Raw genomic sequence first — 22,262 nt, 5'->3', positions numbered from 1 at the left:
AAATGCAACAAAGGCTGCCACGGAAATTCCGTCGGCAGCCTTTGTCTATTTATTTGTCAATAAAACCGGCCACTTTATTTTGCCTTTTTCTTACCGGCTTTTTTGTCTTTCTTTTTGTTGGCTTTTTTCAGCATCTTTTCTTTTATCTGAGCCTGCGCCGACGCCAGACGTGCAATTGGCACGCGATAAGGCGAACAGCTTACGTAGTCGAAGCCGAGGGTATAGCAAAACTCAACGCTCGAAGGTTCGCCACCATGCTCACCGCAGATACCGATCTTGATATTCGGGCGGGTCTTGCGGCCTCTCTTCACTGCCATACGCATCAACTGGCCAACGCCTTCCTGATCGATTACCTGGAATGGATCTACTTCGAGCAGATCTTTCTTAAGATACACATCGAGGAATTTGCCAGCGTCGTCGCGCGAATAGCCAAACGTCATCTGTGTGAGGTCGTTGGTACCGAAGGAGAAAAACTCGGCCGATTTAGCGATCTCATCAGCTACCAGAGCAGCGCGTGGTATTTCAATCATGGTTCCCACCATAAAATCGATGCAGTCGTTTCTCTCTTTAAACACTTTGGCGATGGTTTCGCGCACAATGTCTTCCTGCATCTTCATCTCGGGCAATGTACCAGTGAGCGGAATCATGATTTCAGGCTTGGTCACAACGCCACGCTTCTTGAGATTTAGTGTTGCTTCGATGATAGCACGTGTCTGCATCTCCGAAATTTCCGGATAAGTATTGCCCAAACGGCAGCCACGATGACCAAGCATGGGATTGACTTCACTCAGTTCTTCCACTTTTGCTTTTATCACATCCAAACTTACACCCATAATCTCAGCCATTTGCTGTTGGCCTTTTTCGTCGTGAGGCACAAACTCATGCAACGGCGGGTCGAGCAAACGAACCGTAACGGGCAGGTCGTGCATGGCTTCAAAAACTCCTTCGAAGTCTTCACGCTGGATGGGCAGCAGTTTTTCGAGTGCTTTGCGGCGTCCGGCTTCGTCATCAGCCAGGATCATCTCACGCATTGCTTTGATACGCACGCCTTCAAAAAACATGTGCTCGGTACGGGTAAGGCCGATACCATGTGCACCAAAATTACGAGCTACCGTAGCATCCTTTGGCGTATCGGCATTGGTACGAACCACCATTTTCGAATAGTGATCAGCCATGTCCATAAGTTTACCAAAGTCGCCGCTGAGGTCAGGATCAATGGTTTTAATTCGTCCTTCATACACTTCACCGGTAGAGCCATTGAGCGAAATCCAGTCGCCTTCTTTGAAAGATTTGCCACCGGCTACGAGTGTGCGTTCTTTGTAGTTAATTTTAATTGTGCCTGCACCCGACACGCAGCATTTTCCCATACCGCGAGCCACAACGGCAGCGTGTGAAGTCATACCACCACGAGCGGTGAGGATGCCTTCTGCCACATGCATTCCGCTAAGGTCTTCGGGCGATGTTTCAATACGTACCAGCACAACCTTATTGCCTTTAGCAGCCCATTCTTCGGCTTCGTCAGCATGAAAAACAATTTGTCCGGCGGCAGCACCAGGCGATGCGGGCAATCCTTTGGCCACGACGTTGGCATTCCGAATGGCTTCTTCTTCAAAAACAGGGTGGAGCAACTCATTAAGTCTATTGGGGTCCACGCTCAGTAGTGCTTCGCGTTTTTTCAATTTTTTCTCTTCGAGCATGTCGATGGCAATTTTTACCATGGCAGCGCCCGTGCGTTTTCCACCACGTGTTTGCAATATCCACAACTTACCATCCTGTACGGTAAACTCCAGATCCTGCATGTCGCGATAGTGATCTTCGAGTGCTTTTTGTGTTTCAAAAAGTTGCTTATACACCACAGGCATCACCTCTTCGAGTGAGGGAAAATCCCGTTTACGAACTTCTTCGCTAATCTCCTGCAGGGCAGCCCAGCGCAGCGATCCTTCTTTGGTTATCTGCTGTGGTGTGCGGATGCCGGCTACCACATCTTCGCCCTGGGCATCGATGAGATATTCGCCATTAAAAAGGTTTTCGCCTGTAGCGGAGTCACGTGTAAAAGCAACACCTGTAGCAGAATTATCGCCCATGTTGCCATATACCATGGCTTGTACGTTGACGGCGGTACCCCAATCGGCAGGGATATGATTGAGACGGCGGTAAACTACCGCACGCTTATTCATCCAGCTATCAAACACAGCACTGATCGAAGCCCAGAGCTGATCCCATGGATCGGTGGGGAAATCTTTACCGGTTTTTTCTTTGATAGCTTTTTTAAATCGAGTGACCAGGTCTTTCAGATCATCAGAAGTAAGATCGAGGTCGCGTTCTATTTTCCGCTCTTTTTTCACCTGATGGATGATTACCTCAAAGGGATCTTCTTCATGTTTCGAATCCGGTTTCATTCCCATCACCACATCGCCAAACATCTGAACAAAGCGACGGTATGAGTCCCAGGCAAAACGTTCGTTGCCGGTTTTAGCAGCGATGCCTTTCACGGCTTCATCGTTCAAACCCAGATTGAGGACAGTGTCCATCATGCCGGGCATCGAGGCACGGGAGCCGGAGCGAACGGACAAAAGACAAGGATTGTTTTTGTCGCCAAATTTTGTTCCCGTAATCTTCTCCACACGGGCAACAGCTTGCTTTACTTCGTCAGTGATGATATCAAATATATAACGTGCTCCTTTTTCGTTGTAAAGGGTACAAGCCTCTGTGGTAATAGTAAAACCCGGAGGAACGGGTACTCCTATCAAATTCATTTCTGCAAGGTTGGCACCTTTGCCACCCAACAGATTCTTCATCGTAGCATCACCTTCGGCTTTGCCGTCGCCAAAAAAATAGACGAACTTTTCCTGTTTCTTACTCATGTTATTTTTATGTTAGTGTTTAAAGTTTGAATTTCAATACTATAGATTTTTTTTGAATGTGCAAAATTATAAATTATCCCGCTGGAAAGTTGGGTCGATTATTAAAAGTTTGTTAAGAATACTTGCGAAAACGAGCATATCTATTCATTATCAAGAAGTTACATTTTAGGAATACTTATTGCAAACTACGCACCATTTCTTACCAAGCTATTAATTTATGAAATCATTGAAATTTTCGATTCTAATCTCTTCACTTTTTCTTCTCATTGCCACATCTGCTCCCTTGCTTTCGCAGAATAATTCCCGTTTGCCAGGCACGAATTCCGTTACTACCGAAAACATGCAATGGCGTTTTTTGGGGCCTTCGGGAATGCCCAATCCGGTGAGCAGCTCCAATACTTATGGCGTGGGGCAACTCAACCGTTTGTGTTTCGACGCTATGTATGACGGTGTAGAGAACCAGACCATTTACGGCTGCTCCTTCTTTGGCGGGCTATGGCGCACCGAAGATGATGGCGAAAACTGGAGCAGCGTCAATACTGATTTTCTACCATCGACGTCCGTGGCAGATGTTTGCATCAATCCTTTCGACCGGCGCCAGCTATTTGTATGTACCGGCTACGGCGACGGCGGAATCGATGACGGATGGAGTCCAAATTGGGCACAGATAAACCCATTGCCCACAACAGGAATCTTCAGGAGCAATGATTATGGCGCCACCTGGCAGGACATCTCGGGCAACTTTCTGGACTTCTTTCCTGATGGTGGCATGTGCCGCAAAATGGTGATCAACCCGCTGAATCCCGATCAGATTTTGGTAGCCACCACCTCCGGCGTTATCCGAACAAATAATGCCTCAGCAAAAGTGGTGCGGTGGGAAAATACTTTTAAAAATATTGATAAGGAACTTCGCGATACCCGCGGCATTGCCTACAAACCCGGCAACGCAAACGTAGCTTATGCTTCGGGTCAGGATATTTTTGTTTCTAAAGATGGTGGCACTTCCTGGCACCCACTCACCGGGCCGGAAACAGGTATTGAAATCGATAACCTCCCCGACTCGCTGGTGGTGCGACGCATCAATCTGGCTGTTTCTCCGGCAGCACCCGAGAGGTTGTACGTCTACATTTTGGGACATCACGAGATGAAAGGCAAAACTATTCTTGGCGCACACATCGCCATTCACGAATCAGGAAAGTGGGAAATTATTGATACTCGTTTTTCGACGGGACTTACCTACTTTGCACAGCATTGGATAGCGCTGGCAGTGTCGCCTGTAGATGGCGATGCGGTTTTTTATGGCAACTCACGGCTGCTGGGAACCGAGAAGATCAAAAATACGCCCTTCGGGCTGCGCTCGCCTTATTGCGGCAACGGCTTCCACGCCGACATCCACGCCCTGGCATTTCAACCCAATGTGGACAACCCGAAGCTTTTTTGTGGAAACCATGGCGGGGTTAGCGTAAAAACCATGCCCAATGCCGGTCAGGATGGATGGGAATACAAAAACGAAGGACTCGGAGTTGCCATCCTCTGGTCGTTTGACGCTGCCGGTTTTGATGAAAATTTGTTTGCAGTCGGCACACAGGATAACGGCGCGCTAATTCATATGGACACGCTGGGCCACCAGTGGCATTTTATCGCAGGTGGTGATGGTTTTACTACACGTATCGACGACAGCAGCCAATCCATTTATGTTTCGATGCACGACAGATCGCTGCTAAAATTCAACCATCATACCCTAAAAATGAAACACGAAACAGCAAAGCTGCCGTTCGACTCACAGGTAAAAAAGAGCAATGCAATTACCACCAAAACTTTTCCTTTGGTAAACCATCCCATAACCGGGGAACCCTGGTTTGGGTTTAGTGAAATCTATAGCAAACGCATCGAAGATCCCACTGTTATGGACCATCCCGACAGCATTTGGGTGCGCCAATCGGATTTATTCAAAACAGAAATCCAGGCCTGGCGCCGCCAAATTACGGATATGGCAATTAGCACCAAAAATCCCAATATTATTTATTTGGCAACAGGTGGCCAGCAAAATCCTCCCACCGAGGAGTGGCAGTTGCCGTCGGGATTGTATAAATCGAGCAGTGGCGGACTGCAGGGAATCGACAGAAGTGAGGCTGCTTTTGAGCGCCTCGACTACCCCGGCCAATACGACAATGACGATACATTGGCCATCATCTCAGGCATTGCGATTTCTAAAGAGAACCCCGACGAACTATGGATTACTTATCTTGGAGTCATGCCCCAATATAGAATTTGGCACTCGAAAGATGGCGGAATCAACTGGGAAAATGACGATGTAGATGGGATATTCGCCGACAATCCTGTAAATGCTATTGCGATAAGCAACGGCCCATCAAAGCGTTTCTGGCTCGGAACCGACCGCGGACTTTACACGAAAACCATCGGAACCCCGTGGCAACCGGTACCGGGATTTCCACACGTAAGAATAACGGAGATAAAAATCAGCGAACAATTTGGCAGAATCAGCGTGGCAACATTCGGGCGTGGGCTATGGGAAGGTTTGCTCCCGACAGAATGACCACCAAATCCCAAAAACAAGATCAAATAATTTTCATCGGGAATTATGAAAGCGGATTTGCTTAAGCCAGATATGGATCAATCACGCGGCAGATTTCTGCAAAGATTCCTTCCAAAGTTCCTACGCCATTGACGGAAATAAATTTCCCTTGATTTTTGTAATAATCAATCAGCGGGCTTGTCTGATTCTGATAAACTTCCAGCCGATTGCAGATTACATCCTCGGTATCGTCAACACGCCCCTGCTCCTTTGCACGATTGAGTAGGCGGGCAATGATTTCCTGCCGATCCACATCAAGCGCCAGCACCAGACTGATACAATCTTTGTGGCGGTGCAACATCACATCCATATCGCGCGCCTGACGCAAGGTGCGTGGAAATCCGTCAAAAATAAATCCATGAGGGTTGTCGGCCTTCTCCATAGCGTTTTCAATGATTTCCATCAGCAGCTCGTCGGAAACCAGATGACCACTGTCGATAACCTCTTTGACGCGCTTGCCCAGCGGCGTTTGGTTTTTTATTTCGTTACGGAAAATGTCGCCGGTGGAGATGTGTTTAAAATGATATTTGTGGGCGATTTTAACGCTCTGGGTTCCTTTGCCCGATCCCGGCGCTCCAAAAATAATGAAATTGAACATTGCTATTTTGATATTTTATTAATCGTAAAAAATCAATCGTATTCTGAATAGCTTACGAAAGTAGATATTTTATCTAATAAACCAATTTTTTTTGACCTTAGCACTCCCAATGACAATTCACAGGCGATTGAGCGACCCAGGTTCTACGCCGCTTTAAAAAAAACAGAAGCGCGCCAGTGGAAATCTTACTTTTGCAGCATTTATTGCACAAAACCATTGGATACTACAGGAATTATATTCGTTGTTCCGCCCGACAGCCTGTTTCTGTCAGATTCGTTGCCAACACCAGTGCATGGCTGGCAGCAGGCTTTGGGAGCTTTTACTGCCGGCGACACCACTGCAGAATATCCGGTAACCCAACGCTTTATCACCTCACAGTATGCCCCTGCCACCCGGGTGCGCCCCGAACCACTCGTACACAACTATTCGCAATGGCAGTTGCTCACGCTGGGCGTCGCCCTTCTGATCATTTCACTATTGCGACTGATGCAAAAGAATTTTTTTACCAACATCGGGCGCAGCCTTACTTCGCGGCCGCTTTTCAGGCAGCTTTATCGCGATGGTGATCTTTTTACGCCAGGCTCCAACATTTTGCTGTTTATTGCATCGCTGCTGGTGTACACTACTTTCGTGTTTCAATGGGACGAAGTGTATCACTTTTTGGGATTTCTCTATCCAAGAGCGCTCTATCAACAGATTGCCGCAGTTGCTATCGCTATCGCAATTATTATTCTCATAAAAGGATGGCTGATGCGATTGATTGGATTTATTTTTAAAAACAATTATCTGGTACGCGAATATCTGGCAAATACAACTTTTATGAATCAGGTGGCCACCATATTCCTGATCCCATTTTTGCTTTTTTCGCTCTATTCGACCAGCCGGATGCCTTTGCTGGCGGCCAGTATAGTAGCACTTGTGATTTATCTATTCAGGCTTTTCCGAAGCGTTCCTATTGGATTCGAATCAAGAAAATATTCCCATCATCAAAATTTTATCTACCTTTGCGCCCTCGAAATTTTGCCGGTAATTATTGTATTAAAAATCATTACAGGTTAAAAATACCAGGTAACAACGGGACTTTTAGAAAAAATTAATTTCCAAAAAAAAATTGATTAATGGTAAAAAACATTCTCGTTTCCCAACCAAAACCAACTGATCCAACGCGCAATCCCTATAATGAACTTGCCGAAAAATATGAACTTAACATTGATTTTCATAAATTTATTAAAGTTGAAGGCATTCCGGGGCGCGAATTCCGCAAGGACAAGGTAAACATACTGGATCATAGTGCTGTAATCTTCACCAGCCGCAACTCCGTCGATCACTTTTTCAGAATATGTGAAGAGATGCGCGTGGAGGTTCCTGATGAGATGAAATACTTCAGCATGTCCGAATCCACCTCATTTTATTTGCAGAAATATGTCCAGTTTCGCAAGCGTAAGGTTTTTCATGGTCATCAGAACTTCAACGATCTGATGGAGATCATCAAAAAGCACAAAGAAGAAAAATTCCTGCTGCCCTGCTCCGACATACACAAGCTTTCGCTGACCAAGGCGCTCGATGACAACAAGATCAAATATTCCAAAGCAATAATTTATCGCACTCTGGCCAGCGATCTTTCCAAGCTGGATATTAAAAGCTACGATATGATCATCTTTTTCAGTCCTTCGGGGGTGAAAGCGCTGCAGAAAAATTTCCCAAACTATGAGCAAGGCGACACCAAGATAGGTGTATTTGGGCCAGCTACTGCCAAGGCAGTAAAGGAAGCCGGCCTCTCGCTCAATCTTAACGCGCCTACTAAGTCGGCACCGTCGATGACCATGGCACTGGGTCAATACATTGAGAAGTTGTACAAAAAAAATGGTTTTAAGGTAGGAATGTAAACTGCATGCTTTCGGTGGCCAAAAAAATGCCGTCTGCTGCGCGGTTACAAATGATGCCTCTGAATATGTTGTCGCAAAACTTTAAGAAAACTGAACGCCTTTGTCGCCGCGCCCTCATCGGGAAGCTGTTCGACAAAGGCGTTTCCTTTTTTGAGTTTCCTTTCAAAATAATTTATCTGCAGATAGATGCAACGGAATCGCTACCGCCGGAAATTCCGGCGCAGGTTCTATTTACCGTGCCCAAGCGCAACCATAAACACGCCGTGTCGCGTAACCGCATCAAACGGCTGATGCGCGAAGCTTACCGGAAACACAAAACCGAACTCTACAACACCTTGCGGACGCAAAACAAACAGCTTGTACTGGTGTTTATCTACACCAATCGGGAAATGCCCGAATACCGACAGACAGAGCGAAAAATAAAGCTCGCGATACACCGTTTAGTTCACGACATTACAAAAAACACCACAACGTAAAACACATCATAATGAGCAGGCAACTATCAATAAAATCGGCAACACAGATGCTAAGCATGCTGGTGCTGCTGCTGACTCTCTCGTTCGCTTCGATAGCACAGGAAAAAAATCAGGATTTCGAGATTAGCAAAAATCTCGACATCTTCGCCGAGCTCTATAAGCAACTCGAAATAAATTATGTGGATGAGATTAGTCCTGGCGAGCTGATGAAAACCGGCATCGATGCCATGCTGGGTTCGCTCGATCCATTTACAAATTACATCCCCGAATCGCAGATAGAAGATTATAAACTCCTCACCACAGGACAATACGGTGGCATTGGCGCGCTGATACACAAACAGGGAAATTACGTGGTGATTTCTGAGCCTTACGAAGGATTTCCGGCGCAGAAGGCCGGTCTTCTTCCCGGCGACCGCATCCTGGAAGTTGACGGCAAACCTGCGATTGATAAAGACACCGAAGCGGTGAGCACTGTTTTGAAAGGCGAAGCCGGCACTACACTCAAACTTCGTGTAGAAAGAGAAAGCGTTGAGAAGCCTTTCGAGGTGGAACTTAAGCGTGAAAATATCAGCATCGACAACATTCCTTATTATGGCATGGTGAGCGATAACGTTGGCTATATCAAGCTTTCTGGATTTACGCAGGATGCAGGCAAAGAGGTAAAAAAAGCTTTTCTGGAGCTTAAGCAGGAAAACGATGTTCACGGTATTGTCCTCGATTTGCGCGGCAATGGCGGCGGACTTCTAAACGAAGCTGTGAATATTGTAAATATTTTCACCGACAAAGGCGAGCTGGTGGTAAGCACACGCGGCAAAGAAAAAGTGCGCAACCATTCGTATTTTACCTCTGACAAACCTGAAGACACTAAAATTCCGATAGTGGTTCTTGTAGATAATGCCTCAGCTTCGGCCAGCGAAATCGTTTCAGGAGCCTTCCAGGATCTGGATCGTGGTGTGGTAATCGGACAGCGCACCTATGGCAAAGGGCTGGTGCAAAACGTTTTGCCACTCAGCTATAATTCAAAAGTAAAAGTGACCGTAGCCAAATATTACATTCCGAGCGGCCGGTGCATTCAGGAGATCGACTATTCTCATCGCGACATAGAAGGCCAGGCCCACCAGGTTCCTGACTCTTTAATTTCTGAATTTAAAACGAAAAAAAACCGCAAAGTTTTCGATGGTGGCGGCGTTTCGCCCGACATCATCATGGAGCCGGAGATGCTCAGCCCTATCTCTGTAAATCTGCTCATTCAGTACATCATCTTCGACTATGCAAACAAGTTTGCACGCGAGCACGACTCCATTGCTCCGCCCGATAAATTTGCCATAAGCGACGAAACTTACAACGACTTTATCAATTTTGTAAACAGCAACAAAGACTTTAAGTACACCACCGACAGCGAAAAAACGCTGCAACGTCTCAAAAAAACCGCCGAAGAAGAAGCCTACTATGATGAGATAAGCGCTGAGCTTGCACAGCTCGAGCAAAAGCTTATGCACAACAAAAACGAAGACCTGCACACCCATCGTAACGAAATCGCAGAGATGCTCAAGATGGAGATAGCTTCGCGCTTTTATTTTCAGCGCGGACGGGTAATAGCAAGCCTGGCCACAGATCCGGAAGTAAAAAAAGCCATAGAAGTTTTGAATGATCAGAAAAACTATTCAGCCATTTTGGATGGAACCGTAACCAAAGCATCCATCGATTAACAGATTTTAGTTATTAAAAAACAAATAATAAAAGCCGGCCGAACAAATTGATTCTACCGGCTTTTTTATCCTACAAGCTGCCCCGTTAGCTGCAAAATACATATCTTCGCCCATCAGCTTAAAGAGCGTACTATGAAAGAATTACAAATAACATGTACCATCGTTTCTTACAACGGCGAGGAGGAGTTGCCCGCCAGCGACCGTGCCTTGCTTCAGGCGGCTAAACGAGCGGCAACAAAGGCTTACGCGCCTTACTCGCAGTTTAAGGTTGGAGCGGCACTTCGGCTTGCCGATGGCCAGATTATTACAGGTAATAATCAGGAAAATGTGGCCTATCCTTCGGGACTTTGCGCCGAGCGGGTGGCGTTGTTTTATGCATCGGCCAATTACCCCGATGTTCCTGTCGAAGCCATTGCTATCACTGCTAATACACAAGCTTTTAAACTGACCTCAGCAGTAACTCCCTGCGGATCGTGCCGCCAGGTAATGGCCGAAACAGAAAAAAAACAAAAGAATAACATCCGGGTGATCATGCCTGGAGACAACAACACCATTTTGGTTGCAGAAACCTGCCGGCAGTTGCTCCCACTGATGTTTGAAGCCAATGGGCTCATGAAATCATAGCGGCACATTACTTCCCTGCTAATTCAATTTTATTAATGACCTATTTTTACGCGGCTCATCTCCACCAACATTTTCAAGGCAGCGACATAAACACTGAAAATAGATGAGCGATTTTTTATTAAAATTAAAAATGGAAAAGCTCTGAATTATGAAAAGGATAAAATTACTTGTACTTCCCTTGTTTATGCTTGCGCTAATGGCCATGCAATCGGACAAACCAGCATACCGGCTTTTTGATAAAAATGGACAAGAAACGCCCTACAAAAATCTTCTTCGTGATGCCCTGGAAGCCGACGTGGTGCTTTTTGGTGAGCTGCACAACAATCCTATCAGCCATTGGCTGCAACTGGAGCTTACGCGGGATTTGTACACACAACGCGGCAAATCACTGGTGCTTGGAGCAGAAATGTTTGAAACCGACAACCAATTGATCATCGACGAATATTTGCATGGCGACATCCGGCAACGCAACTTCGAGAGTGAAGTAAAGCTTTGGAATAATTATCAAACCGATTACAAGCCATTGCTCGAATTTGCAAAAGACAGTGGCCTGCGTTTTATCGCCACCAATATACCCCGGCGCTATGCCTCGGTGGTGCATCAGAGAGGCTTCGAAGGATTGGATTCGCTGTCGGCGGAAGCCAGAAAGCTACTACCTCCGCTACCGGTACTCTACGACCCTGACCATCCTCCTTACCATGCCATGATGGAAATGATGGGCGACATGCCCACCGCAGCCCATGGCAACGACAATCTGTTGCGGGCACAGGCTATAAAAGATGCAACCATGGCCTGGTTTATCCTCCAAAATTTACAGCTAGGCGAACTCTTTCTGCATTACAACGGCGCCTATCACTCCAACGACTTCGGGAGCATTTGCTGGTATATCAATAAACTCAATCCTGGTGTGAAAATCCTGACCATCTCATCCATAGAGCAGGATAATATGGATGAACTATCCGAAGAGAACCTGGGAATTGCCGATTACACCATTTTGATTCCATCCACGATGTCAAAAACGTATTGATGTTTATTTCTGAATCATTCAATTATCAGTGTTTTTGTGATTGCCTGTTCATCTATCGTGATGCTTAGTTGATAAATTCCCCGGCCAAACGCTGATAAATCAATTGGATGATGCGATACATTTTCATTTCTGATAATTTTGTCTTCAAAGATCATCGTACCATTTAGGTCAAAAACCTTGTAATAAATCTTGTTTTGCGGGGCTTTGGATTGGATGGTCAAATTAAAAATCCCATGTCCGGGATTTGGATGGACGGAAACAGCAGATTCGCCGCTGATTTCTTCGGAAGAAGAGACGACTACATTTATCAACTCCGAAGCATCGTCTTCAAAACAAGGATTGGCAACCGATTGTTTTACCAGATAAATTTTGCTTTCAACGTAGGTGTGTGTCGGGTTCTGAAGCTCGGAAGTTTCGCCATCCCCAAAATCCCAGAGATAGGTTTCACCGTTTAATGAATTGTCGAGAAATTGATAAGTGGCGCCATCAACCAACCAGGAAAATCCTGCAAAAGCAATGTTGCCCTTGTCAAACCAGCTTTCCCGGGTCAGGTCATAATTGATATTTGTATAGGTATCGAAAAAAGTAAAGTTGTAGGTTTCATTCAGCACCACCTCTTGGGCCACTTGCTGCAGAAACAGCGCATCGCTTTCGGAAAGTCCCGCAGAATATTTTGTGCCAAGCGGCGACTTTTGGAACAGGGTGGCATACATCACACAAGCCGTCAGATACGTCCCCGACATCGAAGGGTGACTGTTGTCGGATGAAAACAAATTGATCAGGCTGTCGGGGTCATTATCCATCGCCTCTTTCCAGGCCAGCCCGACCGGAGCAAGGGTTGCGCTATTTTGCTCGGCCATGCTATAATATCCGGTCATCAGCCGCTCCTGCATACCAGCAAAAGTACACACCGGCGGCCATGCCGGGCAATTTTGCTTGTCGCCGTACTTTCGCCCCCAGGTCATATAAAACACCGTTTCGGTGCAAGCATTATTCAATTTTATCGAATCGTTCAAAACAGTAGCATAGGGCAAAACTTCAGTAGCCACCTGCGATGGCGGCCACGAAGGCTCCTGGCTCTGCGCCTGGATAACCACAAAATCCCAATCTTCTGCACTGATTTTTGCAAGGGTTGTGGCGTTTGTAGCATGATTTATCAACCTGAAGCCACCCGGTGAATTGCTGTCGTAATAAATGGAATCACCCAACGACAAGGCCAGATTATAAACTTCTTGTGGTAAATTATTTACGGCCGTGTAGCTGTTACCCAGGAAAAGAATCTTTTTTGCCTGCCCGGTAACACTGGCGTTGGCAATTACAACCAGCACCAAAATTAAAAGGCCTTTTATCGTATTATTCATCGCAATAAGTTTTTGTATTTTTCGTGCCTAAGAGGCGCGTCGTGCATGGGTTTTAGCAAGCTTACGCAAAGGTAAAGTAGAGATTCATAAAAAAGTTCCATAGCATCACCACCATGATGGCAAAGGCTTTTGAGAGGTAAAAATTGAATTTGAATCTGGTGACGATAAGCCACAAAATAAGGGTGTTGATGGCCAGGCCAATGATGGAGATGATCAGAAATTGCGTGAACTCTATAGCGATTTCGGGATTCTCACTTTGGAAAGTCCACACGCGGTTCAGGTAATAATTGGAAGTAGCGGCCAGGGTAAAGCCAATGGCATTGGCAACGTATTTCTGGACTTTCAGTTTTTCTTTGAAGAGCCAGGTAAAGCCAAAATCGACGATCAGTCCGGAGAATCCAACAATCCCAAACCTGATAAACTTCCCGAAAATCGTCTCTTGAAATATTTCTAACATGCAACTAAAATTAGCAACTGCAAAGAACAGCTTTTTTTAGCATTACAGCATTTTGGTCAGCATGTCGATGATGGGAGGAGCCTGCATCACGCCCGACTGGCGAAAAAGTGATTGTCCGTTTTTAAAAACCATCAGCGTGGGCACGCTCATCACCTGGTATTTTTGCGCTACAGCGGGATTTTTATCCACGTCGATTTTGATGATACGAGCACGCTCACCCATTGCTGCTGCCACCTCTTTAAGTATGGGGGCCATCATCTTGCACGGGCCGCACCACTCAGCCGAAAAGTCGATTAATACAGGCTTTGGCGAATTAATAATCTCATTGAAATTTGCCATACATCGATCCGTTTTTTTTGTTGCTTATTTTAATGATTACTGATTACATAGGAATGAGAAACACCATTTTTTTATTGTCTCTCATCACATCCACGGTGATGATCTGTCCGGCTTCGAGACTTTTGAGCCGCCCCATGTAGTCGTAAATATTCCCGACAGGCTTGCCTTCGATGGCAACGATCTTATCACCTTTCAACAATCCGCCTGTATGTGCCGGCCCGTCGGGGCGCACGGCATCCACGCGCAGACCGTCGTCGCCGGTGCCGGCGAAATCGGGCATAATGCCAAGCGTAACTTTAAAATTATAGCCGTGACGCTGGCGCTCTTTAGGACCTGCTTCCACGAAAACCAGTCGCTCGTGATCATCGGCAAGTGCAACAGCCAGATCGGCAGTAAAAGCCACCACCTCCGCCTCTCCTTCTGCGTTGATCAGCTCGGCGCGATCGCGCGGCGTATGATAATCGTCGTGGGCGCCGGTGGTAATAAAAAATACAGGAATATCTTTTCCATAAAACGAAGCATGATCGGATGGGCCATAGCCCTCTTTGGAATACTGCATTTTGAGTGTGGTTGTTTTAGCAAGGTCATCAAGAATGGCCTCGCTGCGCGCAGATGTACCCGTGCCTCCAATGCTTAGCGATCGGTCATCTTTAAGGCGGCCGATCATATCAATGTTGATCATCGCCATTACCTTACTTAGGTCGATCAGTGGGTTTTCGACAAAATATTTAGAACCTATCAGTCCCATTTCTTCGGCACCAAAAGCGATAAAGAGCAAGCTTCGTTCGGGGCGGTTGTTGCGGTCAGCGAAATACTCTGCGAGCTCGAGCAAGCCGGCTACTCCTGAGGCGTTGTCGTCGGCGCCATTGTGCACAGCCACCGTGTCGATGGCACGCGATCCGGAGCCGGGACCGCCCATTCCCAGATGATCGTAATGCGCTCCGATCACCACAAATTCATCTTTCAGCACCGGATTGGTTCCTTCGAGCCAGCCCACCACATTGTGCGTGGTAGCCACTTTTTGCTGCACTTCGAGCATGGCCGAAACCGACACCGGCAATTTGTAAACAACCGGAGCCTTTTGCGCTGCGATCTGCCGTTCGATCACCGCTATGGAATCGGCCACAGTAATCATAATGTTGTCGATGATGCTTCGTTTGAGTTGCAACACCGGGATTCCTGCAGTAGCGGAGCTTTTGTCGTAGGTGAGGCGCAGCAATTGGTCGTCGTTATCGAATTGCGCACCGTTTACGAAAATCACGCCAGCAGCGCCTTTGTCGCGGGCTGTCAGCACTTTCATCCTTTCGCCGATCATTCCCTGAAACACACCATCCCATCCTTCGATGGCAGGCGCACCGCGCAGCACAATCGCCCATTTACCAGCCACATCAGCCGCGGCATAATCGTCCCATCCGATGCTGTCGTTTTTAATTTCAAATCCATATCCCACAAAAACAGCAGCAGCCGATAACGCAGCATTGGCGGTGAAAGGCAGCGGCATAAAATCTTTTTCGACCAGATACACATCTATGCCAATGCTCAGGCGGTTGCTGCGACCCAGCGCAACATCGGTCACGAGATCAAAATTCTGATAACCCTCCTCCCCCATCAGTTGCAGTCCGGCAGCCGACATTTGGTCGCGAATATAGGCTGCTGCTGCAGCGTCGCCCGGAGTGCCGGGCTGGCGACCTTTCAGTTTGTCGGAAGCAAGAAAGTTGATGTGTTCCTGTATCTCAGCAGCGGAAATGGCAGTTTTCTGTGCGCTGACATGAAAGGCGAAGGAGAATAAAAACAAAAATAGTAAGGCAATATTTTTCATCTAAAAATATGATTAAGAATTTAATAATTGAGTTTACAAAATTAATGGTTTATCAGCTAACGCAAAATCTGCGAAAAGCATATCCAAAAGCCTGTTCTGCATCGAGCAAAGACTTGATGAGCGGATAATTTCCGGGAGGCGGCAGGAAAGATCGTGCTATTTCCAGACTCTGATCCCAAAGTTCTTTTTGCAAATTTTCTTCACCAGCTACTTTTGCAGGATAACGGACTTTTTTATTTCCGACATAATCTTTTACATTTGCCAGGTCAAACAAACTTTAGTTACATTGGTTTCTATAATAATTGAATCATAAAAATAAAGCACGATGAAAAAATTTGCAATGATCCTGGCTGGTAGCGGCGTTCAGGATGGTTCCGAAATACATGAAGCTACCCTTTCGATGCTTGCCATCATGCAGCAGGGCGGCAGCTATCAACTGTTTGCACCCAATGTAGAGCAGCATAATGTGGTAAATCATCTCACGGGCGAAGAGATGAACGAAAAGCGGAATGTTCTGGTTGAATCCGCAAGGATTGCACGCGGTCAGATCAAAAGCCTGGACGATTTTTCGGCTGGCGATTTTGATGCACTCATCATTCCGGGTGGCTTTGGAGTAGCCAAAAACTTGTGCAATTATGCCTTTAAGGGCGCCGACTGTTCGGTAAATCCACAGGTTGCTGAGGCAATTAATACAATGCACGACCTGAAAAAACCCATCGGGGCGTTGTGCATCTCACCGGTACTGCTGAGTAAAGTTTTGGGCGAGGTAACCATCACCATCGGCGACGACGATAGCACCATCGACAAAGTAGAAGAAATGGGCAGCCAGCACCTCGTGACTACCCATGGCGAAGTAATTTACGACGATGATCACAGCCTCTTCACCACGCCTTGCTACATGCTCGACGCCAACATCCGGCAAGTCTATCAAGGCGCCTCTGCGCTGGTAGATGCGATGATGAAGGCAATGAAATAAAGTGGAAACGTCGCGGGAGGCTGGTTGTAATCTTAAAAAAGCTCTTAAAAGGAATCTTCAAATACGCCTAACGATTTGAGATTTTAAAATTTAGCTATTGGGATTTATTTGGAACTTGAGTTTTGTATTTTGAGATTTAGAGCTAATAAAGCATCAAATGCTACAGCCAATTCCATACCTCCTACTGCTCATTTTTGGGCGCTTTACGAATACGAATGCTGAAGTTTTCGCTCAGGGCATAATAATTTTCACGAGGGTCGGCCTGTGTGGCAGCATCCAACAAAGGCATATCTTCCTTGATATCCATCAGAAGTTGCCTGCTGTTTTGCGACAATGTTGCAAGTGCCTCCTGCTGTTGGAGGGTAGCATTGTCGAAGAGCTTACCAACAATACTACCTGCTATACGCGCCAGTACGCCTCCTGATGGCTCCGGCTGTGCCGCGCGCGCATCGCGAAGCAGCATATACCCAAAAGCCTCCGTAACCTCAGTGCGATAATCTAGGGTTTGATTTGCTGCAAACTGGTACTCCAAACCCCACTGCTGACGGGTTTCGATAGGCGATGGAAGTGGAAGATTCTCTCTGACCGGCAAAGCTGAATTTGTTTTAAAACTTGATTTATCAGAAATATCATAATAATGAGATGGGTGGGCGGCGATCTGCTTTGCAGCGACATTAGCTGAATTAACGGAACCATCGTCTGCTGGTTTTTCCACCTGAACTGTGGGAGTCTCCTGCGGAGACAAAGGCTGCAAAACCATTTCGTGACGCGCAGTTTTTGCAGGATTCTCAGCCGGCTGCCGCAACAAACTATTGGTAATCATCAAAACCAAAACCAGCAAAGCCGCTATGGACAAAGCGGATATTATATATTGGCGCGGAGGCACCAGAAATGCAGATTTTTTTAACTTTTCCTTATCCGGATAACTTTCGTAGTCGGATGCTTTGAGAAAGGTGCGCTTATAGAGGGCTATCTCGTTTTCGATAGTTGGATTGATAGCTGTAAAAGAAGCAAATTCGGCTTGTTGCATTTCATCCAGATCGCGCTCCAGGTGGGCAATGATAAAATCCTCGTAGTTATCCTGATTAATGTTTTCGGTAGGAATAACTTCTTTCTTTTTCAATTTCAGCTTCGGCTCAAAAACCAAAGCATCGTCAGGCGTGAATGTGCAGAGGGCAGCATCTTTAAACTCCAAAAATTCGTCTTGCAGGTCGGGATGATTTTGCAAAAAAGTAGCCAGCTCTTGCTGCTGCGAAGCATCGAGAGAATTATCCCAGTAATCGAGAAACCAGGCCTGGTAATTATTTTGGTTGATCAGCATAGGTTCTCCTTTCATTAAATCACCACATCCACATTTACAATATAGGCCTTTAGCGCCTTGCGTGCACGATAAATGTACACTTTCACCTGCGATTCGTTGAGCTGCGTTATCTCGCCAATCTCTTCATACGAATATCCTTCGTAGTCGCGCAAAAGAACCAAAGTACGCTGTATCTCCGGCAATCTTTTCAGCGCTTCTTCGAGCACATGTTTCAGATCGGTAAATTCATCGTAAGTCACCGGATCATTCGTCTGACTTTTGAGATACATCTGCTTATGCTTGTTCTTTCTCACCATATCCACAATCAAATGATACGCTGTGGTGAAAAGATACGATTTGCATTTTTCAAAATCTACTTCCTGATGTTTGTCCCACAATCGCACATACGATTCCTGCACAATATCTTTAGCAGCTTCCTGCTCAGGCATACTCTTGATTACAAACCTGAAGATACCATCAGAAAACAAATCTACTGCACGATTGTATTCCTTTATTGTCATTCGCATTATGCGTTTGTTGCAACTTAACTACTAAAACGAACAGCTCTCAAAAAAGTTACACCCTTCTTTGGGCAAATCATAATATAGCAAGGCTTTTGTTCGCTTACAATGTCTGACAGGGAAAACGTACACAAAACCTTTGAGAGCCTTACATCGATGAGATTATCAGTGATTATTTAAACATTTAGATAAAATATACCGGAAGCAAAACGCGTTGCAATACAACTAAAAAAAACTGATAATATAATTATAATTTATATTTGCACCGCCATTCAGAGAGTTGGTAAATCATTACAGAAAAACAGATATTATTACTATTAACAATCTTATTATTAACTACACTTAAAAAGGAATCGGGATATGATACGAGATTTCAACAAAACAGTCGAACAACTAAAGGAACTCGCAAAGATTATTAATGAGTTTCAATCGGAAGCCGTACAATTAAAACTTATCGAATTGCTTTTTAGCAGCAACTCACTGGAAACGGCAGCACCTGCACCTGCACCTAAACCTGCAAAAGAGAAAAAAGCAAAGGTTGCAACTGTAACCGCTGAAGCTCCGGCAACTGAACTAACGGAAGCTCCGGTTGTGATTAAAAGACGCCCTGGCCGTCCGCCAAAAGTAAGAACAGAAGCTCCTGTGGCCAAAAAGCCACGCAAAAGATCGACCGATCGCCCGGGACCAAGTCAGATATTGAAGCAACTGGTCGACAACAACTTCTTCGCCGACAAACGTACCATTGGCAATGTGGTAGATTACTGCAAGAACGTGTATAACTACGACTATAAAAGCACCGATCTTTCGGGAACGCTTGCAAAATTCGCCAAAGATGGTGTGCTGATGCGCGAGAAAAATCCGGAATCGAATCAGTTTGAATATTCAAAAGCATAGACCTTTTCTAAAACAAATAAGATAAGCTGATCTCCATACAGAGATCAGCTTTTTTTTGTTTTAATGCAGCGGCTAATGCCGGATAAAAAACTTTTCCGTGTGCTTTCCACAATTCTTTTCAACTCTGGTGGCTGATTTCTGACCATGAAAGCTCGGGATGTTCTTTATAATTTGTCATTTATGGTTATAAAACCACTTTCCGTGAAAAGCTTAGGTAGCCACATCCACAATCGCCAGCGTTATTTCTCTGCCATCGCCCTTTCACTTTTTTTTAAATAGTTTTGCGGTGGCAAGTTTAAAAGTTAATTATTTTGCAGCAAATCAAGTGGTAGTAGCAATTTTATAAAAAAGCAGGTGTTTCTAAAAGAATGAACTGGGATATTTATATCAAAGGTTTTATGATGTATCTGAAGCTGGAGAAATCTGTTTCGTTAAACACGCTGCAAGCCTACAAACGCGACATCAACCAGTTTCGAAACTACATCGAAGAGGAGACCCAGGTGAGCGATCCTGTCAAAGTCACCACTGCGCAGCTTCAGAATTTTGCCGGGTGGATGAGTAACAACAACCGCTCGGCAGCCACCATTGCGCGCACCATTTCAGGAGTTCGTGCCTTTTATAAATACTTGCTGACTGAGGATTTGTTGGATCATGACCCGACCAGCCTGGTGGAAACGCCGCGGATTGGACGCTCGCTTCCGGAGGTACTCAGCTTTGGTGAAATCGAGCAGATGATTGCCGCCGTGGATATGTCGAAGCCGCAGGGCGAACGAAACCGCGCCATCATCGAGGTGCTTTATGGCTGTGGATTGCGCGTTTCCGAACTGGTAAATCTTACGCTTCATCAGTTGCACTTCGATTTGGGATTTGTACTCATCACCGGCAAGGGCAACAAACAACGATGGGTGCCCATTGGAAAGCCAGCGATGGAACAGACGGAGAGATACATCAGCTACAGCCGTTGCCACATCACGCCGCAAAAGGGTCATGAAGATTATGCATTTCTGAACAGCTCCGGGAAAAAGCTGACGCGCGTGATGATATTTTATATTGTAAAATCTTTGGTGGAAAAGGCTGGCATCCACAAAAATATCCATCCGCACTCATTGCGGCATTCTTTTGCCACCCATCTTGTGGAGGGCGGCGCCGACCTACGTGCAGTACAGGAAATGCTGGGACACGAATCCATTCTCACCACCGAAATCTACACCCATCTCGACCGTAAATTCCTGCGCGAAACCGTTGAGAAATATCATCCGATGGGGAGAGCTGATTCGTGACGATATGACGTTTCGAGGTCCTACGGACGCTCGAAAGCCTATGGCTGTGAATCAGCTACGCCTTTACATTCGAGGGCAATTCCAGGCCATAGCCGGATTTCTTGTCTTCGCGCTTTAGCAGCAAAGCAAATATCAGCCCCAGGATACCCAGACCGGCCAACATCAAAATAGCCCAGGTGTAATCGTAGCTATAGTTGCCCGTAGCTTTCACTGCGTCAGTGATGTCGGAATTGGTTCGATCGAGCACAATACCGATGAGCAACGGAAAAGCCCACAATCCGAGATTCTGCACCGAAAACATAGCGCCGTATGCGGTTCCTATCCGGCGTTCATCAACAATTCTAGCTACAGCCGGCCACATGGCAGCCGGAACCAACGAGAAGGTAATACCCAGAAAAAACATCGGGATCACCGGATTGATCGTCGTAAGTGCAAATACCAGATGAATGACCACCAGCAGCGAAGAACCGAAAATCATAAGCGTAGCACTCCGCCCGATGCGATCGACCAGAAATCCAAAAAACGGTGTAAAAACCAACGTGCCCAAGCTAAGATAAGAAGCTATCCTGCCGCTCTCCTGCTCATTCAGGCTAAATTTATTAAGAAAAAAATCGGCCGAAAACGACTGAAACGGGAACACCGCCGAATAGAAAGTAACACACAACAACGAAACATAAATAAACGACGGGGTGGTGAGCATCTTTTTGAGATCGGCCCAACTAAACCGGTCGTCGGCTTTGAGAAGCTCTACATTACTTTGTGTCTGCCGGTCGAGTTTTAAATCAAACATTACATACACCAGAAAAGCCAGCAGCGCAATGCCGAGCAACATGGCCGCAAACCAAATTGCCAGCGTCCACGGGTCAACGGCATCTTTGATGGCCGGCGAAAAATAAAAGGCAGCAAACGATCCAAGGCGCGCTATGCCTATCTTGGTCCCAAAAGCCAGCGCCAGCTCCTTGCCCTTAAACCATTTGACAATAATTTTGCTGATGACCACAATGCTGGTTTCGGCGCCAAGCCCAAAGAAGAACCTGCCGAGCAGCATCATTTTAAGCTCCGGAGAATAGCCCGGCCAAAAAGAAGTCATCAGATTATAAAAAGGTCCGCCCGACCGGTAGATTGTGCTGGCGCCGTAAGCGGTGATAAACCCACCGATGGCCATCATTCCGATAAACATTGTTCCAGTGCGGCGTATTCCGAGACGGTCGAGAATGATACCGCCCAAAATGGCCATTAATAAAAAGGTGTTGGGAATTGAATAAAACGAAACGAACAATCCAAAGTCGGACGACGAAAACCCAAACTCTGTTTCAAGCGTGCGCTTCAACGGTGAGATGGCATCATAGAAGTAGTAATTAGCCGCCTGCACCGAGGCCACCAGCAACAAAATTCCCCACCGGCTGACAGCAGAATCTCTCAAGGTTCTTTTCAGCGTGTTCACAAGTAGCTTTTTTTATTAATAAAAAAGAAAAATGATTTCCCGGACGAACAAAAAAAAAGGTGCGTTCAGGCACCTTTCTTTTTAAACATCT

20 protein-coding genes are annotated in these 22,262 nt (G+C 46.1%); 10 read left to right on the top strand and 10 right to left on the bottom strand.

Annotated elements, in window-relative coordinates; all coding sequences use genetic code 11:
* Positions 1 to 74: 74 nt before the first annotated feature.
* Positions 75 to 2,864 carry a pyruvate, phosphate dikinase gene (gene ppdK, locus VFC92_07560; GenBank protein HZK08043.1) on the bottom strand — a complete coding sequence of 930 codons (2,790 nt, stop codon included), beginning with the start codon at positions 2,862 to 2,864 and terminating at the stop codon, positions 75 to 77.
* 217 nt (positions 2,865 to 3,081) lie between these two features.
* Between ppdK and VFC92_07555 the strand changes: the two genes are divergently transcribed.
* Complete coding sequence (locus VFC92_07555; protein ID HZK08042.1) at positions 3,082 to 5,421, top strand: hypothetical protein; 2,340 nt, start codon at positions 3,082 to 3,084, stop codon at positions 5,419 to 5,421.
* 61 nt (positions 5,422 to 5,482) lie between these two features.
* Here the strand turns inward: VFC92_07555 and VFC92_07550 are convergent, their stop codons facing one another.
* Positions 5,483 to 6,058, bottom strand: coding sequence for an adenylate kinase (locus VFC92_07550; GenBank protein ID HZK08041.1), 576 nt, complete (start codon positions 6,056 to 6,058; stop codon positions 5,483 to 5,485).
* Positions 6,059 to 6,274: 216 nt separating this feature from the next.
* Here VFC92_07550 and VFC92_07545 point away from each other — a divergent pair, with 216 nt between their 5' ends.
* The 6 genes from VFC92_07545 (at position 6,275) to VFC92_07520 (ending at position 11,780) form a co-directional block, all read left to right on the top strand.
* Complete coding sequence (locus tag VFC92_07545; protein ID HZK08040.1) at positions 6,275 to 7,117, top strand: DUF4271 domain-containing protein; 843 nt, start codon at positions 6,275 to 6,277, stop codon at positions 7,115 to 7,117.
* A 59-nt stretch (positions 7,118 to 7,176) separates the two neighbouring features.
* On the top strand, positions 7,177 to 7,944 hold the full coding sequence (locus tag VFC92_07540; protein ID HZK08039.1) for a uroporphyrinogen-III synthase: 768 nt from the start codon (positions 7,177 to 7,179) through the stop codon (positions 7,942 to 7,944).
* A 50-nt stretch (positions 7,945 to 7,994) separates the two neighbouring features.
* On the top strand, positions 7,995 to 8,420 hold the full coding sequence (locus VFC92_07535; GenBank protein HZK08038.1) for a ribonuclease P protein component: 426 nt from the start codon (positions 7,995 to 7,997) through the stop codon (positions 8,418 to 8,420).
* An 11-nt stretch (positions 8,421 to 8,431) separates the two neighbouring features.
* A complete protein-coding gene (locus tag VFC92_07530) occupies positions 8,432 to 10,129 on the top strand; it encodes a S41 family peptidase (protein ID HZK08037.1) in 1,698 nt (565 codons plus the stop codon).
* Between the two features lie 132 nt (positions 10,130 to 10,261).
* A complete protein-coding gene (cdd, locus tag VFC92_07525) occupies positions 10,262 to 10,753 on the top strand; it encodes a cytidine deaminase (protein HZK08036.1) in 492 nt (163 codons plus the stop codon).
* Between the two features lie 148 nt (positions 10,754 to 10,901).
* Positions 10,902 to 11,780: a ChaN family lipoprotein gene (locus VFC92_07520; protein HZK08035.1), complete on the top strand. Its 879-nt coding sequence runs from the start codon at positions 10,902 to 10,904 to the stop codon at positions 11,778 to 11,780.
* Positions 11,781 to 11,794: 14 nt separating this feature from the next.
* On the opposite strand, the gene VFC92_07515 is transcribed toward VFC92_07520, so the two are convergent.
* The 5 genes from VFC92_07515 to VFC92_07495 form a co-directional block, all read right to left on the bottom strand.
* Positions 11,795 to 13,141, bottom strand: a complete 1,347-nt coding sequence (locus VFC92_07515) for a T9SS type A sorting domain-containing protein (protein HZK08034.1) — start codon at positions 13,139 to 13,141, stop codon at positions 11,795 to 11,797.
* A 61-nt stretch (positions 13,142 to 13,202) separates the two neighbouring features.
* The gene (locus VFC92_07510) at positions 13,203 to 13,598 is read right to left on the bottom strand and encodes a GtrA family protein (protein HZK08033.1); all 396 of its coding nucleotides are present in this window, start codon (positions 13,596 to 13,598) and stop codon (positions 13,203 to 13,205) included.
* Between the two features lie 42 nt (positions 13,599 to 13,640).
* On the bottom strand, positions 13,641 to 13,937 hold the full coding sequence (gene trxA / locus VFC92_07505) for a thioredoxin (protein HZK08032.1): 297 nt from the start codon (positions 13,935 to 13,937) through the stop codon (positions 13,641 to 13,643).
* A gap of 43 nt (positions 13,938 to 13,980) precedes the next feature.
* Positions 13,981 to 15,756, bottom strand: coding sequence for a M20/M25/M40 family metallo-hydrolase (locus VFC92_07500; GenBank protein ID HZK08031.1), 1,776 nt, complete (start codon positions 15,754 to 15,756; stop codon positions 13,981 to 13,983).
* 52 nt (positions 15,757 to 15,808) lie between these two features.
* Positions 15,809 to 16,030: a hypothetical protein gene (locus tag VFC92_07495; GenBank protein ID HZK08030.1), complete on the bottom strand. Its 222-nt coding sequence runs from the start codon at positions 16,028 to 16,030 to the stop codon at positions 15,809 to 15,811.
* Between the two features lie 51 nt (positions 16,031 to 16,081).
* On the opposite strand from VFC92_07495, the gene elbB reads away from it, so the two are divergent.
* Positions 16,082 to 16,732: an isoprenoid biosynthesis glyoxalase ElbB gene (elbB, locus tag VFC92_07490; GenBank protein HZK08029.1), complete on the top strand. Its 651-nt coding sequence runs from the start codon at positions 16,082 to 16,084 to the stop codon at positions 16,730 to 16,732.
* A 181-nt stretch (positions 16,733 to 16,913) separates the two neighbouring features.
* Here elbB and VFC92_07485 read toward each other — a convergent pair whose 3' ends face one another.
* Both VFC92_07485 and VFC92_07480 read right to left on the bottom strand, forming a co-directional pair.
* Positions 16,914 to 18,068, bottom strand: coding sequence for a hypothetical protein (locus VFC92_07485; protein HZK08028.1), 1,155 nt, complete (start codon positions 18,066 to 18,068; stop codon positions 16,914 to 16,916).
* On the bottom strand, positions 18,068 to 18,553 hold the full coding sequence (locus VFC92_07480) for a sigma-70 family RNA polymerase sigma factor (GenBank protein ID HZK08027.1): 486 nt from the start codon (positions 18,551 to 18,553) through the stop codon (positions 18,068 to 18,070). The genes VFC92_07485 and VFC92_07480 overlap by 1 nt, the downstream gene beginning before the upstream one ends.
* Positions 18,554 to 18,913: 360 nt before the next feature.
* Between VFC92_07480 and VFC92_07475 the strand changes: the two genes are divergently transcribed.
* Both VFC92_07475 and xerD read left to right on the top strand, forming a co-directional pair.
* Positions 18,914 to 19,447: a hypothetical protein gene (locus VFC92_07475; protein HZK08026.1), complete on the top strand. Its 534-nt coding sequence runs from the start codon at positions 18,914 to 18,916 to the stop codon at positions 19,445 to 19,447.
* Positions 19,448 to 19,815: 368 nt separating this feature from the next.
* The gene (gene xerD / locus VFC92_07470; GenBank protein HZK08025.1) at positions 19,816 to 20,727 is read left to right on the top strand and encodes a site-specific tyrosine recombinase XerD; all 912 of its coding nucleotides are present in this window, start codon (positions 19,816 to 19,818) and stop codon (positions 20,725 to 20,727) included.
* 55 nt (positions 20,728 to 20,782) lie between these two features.
* On the opposite strand, the gene VFC92_07465 is transcribed toward xerD, so the two are convergent.
* Positions 20,783 to 22,171, bottom strand: coding sequence for an MFS transporter (locus VFC92_07465; GenBank protein ID HZK08024.1), 1,389 nt, complete (start codon positions 22,169 to 22,171; stop codon positions 20,783 to 20,785).
* Positions 22,172 to 22,262: the final 91 nt, after the last annotated feature.

The organism is Bacteroidales bacterium (genome assembly GCA_035647615.1).
Lineage (GTDB): Bacteria > Bacteroidota > Bacteroidia > Bacteroidales > 4484-276 > SABY01.
This window is presented reverse-complemented; position numbering and strand designations above follow the sequence as displayed.

What these genes read in the sequence shown, in the direction of transcription:
- VFC92_07480 (HZK08027.1), bottom strand. Translation starts at nt 18,553, where the DNA reads ATGACAATAAAGGAATACAATCGTGCAGTAGATTTGTTTTCTGATGGT.
- VFC92_07535 (HZK08038.1), top strand. Translation starts at nt 7,995, where the DNA reads ATGATGCCTCTGAATATGTTGTCGCAAAACTTTAAGAAAACTGAACGC.
- xerD (HZK08025.1), top strand. Translation starts at nt 19,816, where the DNA reads ATGAACTGGGATATTTATATCAAAGGTTTTATGATGTATCTGAAGCTG.
- cdd (HZK08036.1), top strand. Translation starts at nt 10,262, where the DNA reads ATGAAAGAATTACAAATAACATGTACCATCGTTTCTTACAACGGCGAG.
- VFC92_07510 (HZK08033.1), bottom strand. Translation starts at nt 13,598, where the DNA reads ATGTTAGAAATATTTCAAGAGACGATTTTCGGGAAGTTTATCAGGTTT.
- VFC92_07475 (HZK08026.1), top strand. Translation starts at nt 18,914, where the DNA reads ATGATACGAGATTTCAACAAAACAGTCGAACAACTAAAGGAACTCGCA.
- VFC92_07530 (HZK08037.1), top strand. Translation starts at nt 8,432, where the DNA reads ATGAGCAGGCAACTATCAATAAAATCGGCAACACAGATGCTAAGCATG.
- ppdK (HZK08043.1), bottom strand. Translation starts at nt 2,864, where the DNA reads ATGAGTAAGAAACAGGAAAAGTTCGTCTATTTTTTTGGCGACGGCAAA.
- trxA (HZK08032.1), bottom strand. Translation starts at nt 13,937, where the DNA reads ATGGCAAATTTCAATGAGATTATTAATTCGCCAAAGCCTGTATTAATC.
- VFC92_07555 (HZK08042.1), top strand. Translation starts at nt 3,082, where the DNA reads ATGAAATCATTGAAATTTTCGATTCTAATCTCTTCACTTTTTCTTCTC.
- VFC92_07540 (HZK08039.1), top strand. Translation starts at nt 7,177, where the DNA reads ATGGTAAAAAACATTCTCGTTTCCCAACCAAAACCAACTGATCCAACG.
- elbB (HZK08029.1), top strand. Translation starts at nt 16,082, where the DNA reads ATGAAAAAATTTGCAATGATCCTGGCTGGTAGCGGCGTTCAGGATGGT.
- VFC92_07515 (HZK08034.1), bottom strand. Translation starts at nt 13,141, where the DNA reads ATGAATAATACGATAAAAGGCCTTTTAATTTTGGTGCTGGTTGTAATT.
- VFC92_07500 (HZK08031.1), bottom strand. Translation starts at nt 15,756, where the DNA reads ATGAAAAATATTGCCTTACTATTTTTGTTTTTATTCTCCTTCGCCTTT.
- VFC92_07550 (HZK08041.1), bottom strand. Translation starts at nt 6,058, where the DNA reads ATGTTCAATTTCATTATTTTTGGAGCGCCGGGATCGGGCAAAGGAACC.
- VFC92_07485 (HZK08028.1), bottom strand. Translation starts at nt 18,068, where the DNA reads ATGAAAGGAGAACCTATGCTGATCAACCAAAATAATTACCAGGCCTGG.
- VFC92_07520 (HZK08035.1), top strand. Translation starts at nt 10,902, where the DNA reads ATGAAAAGGATAAAATTACTTGTACTTCCCTTGTTTATGCTTGCGCTA.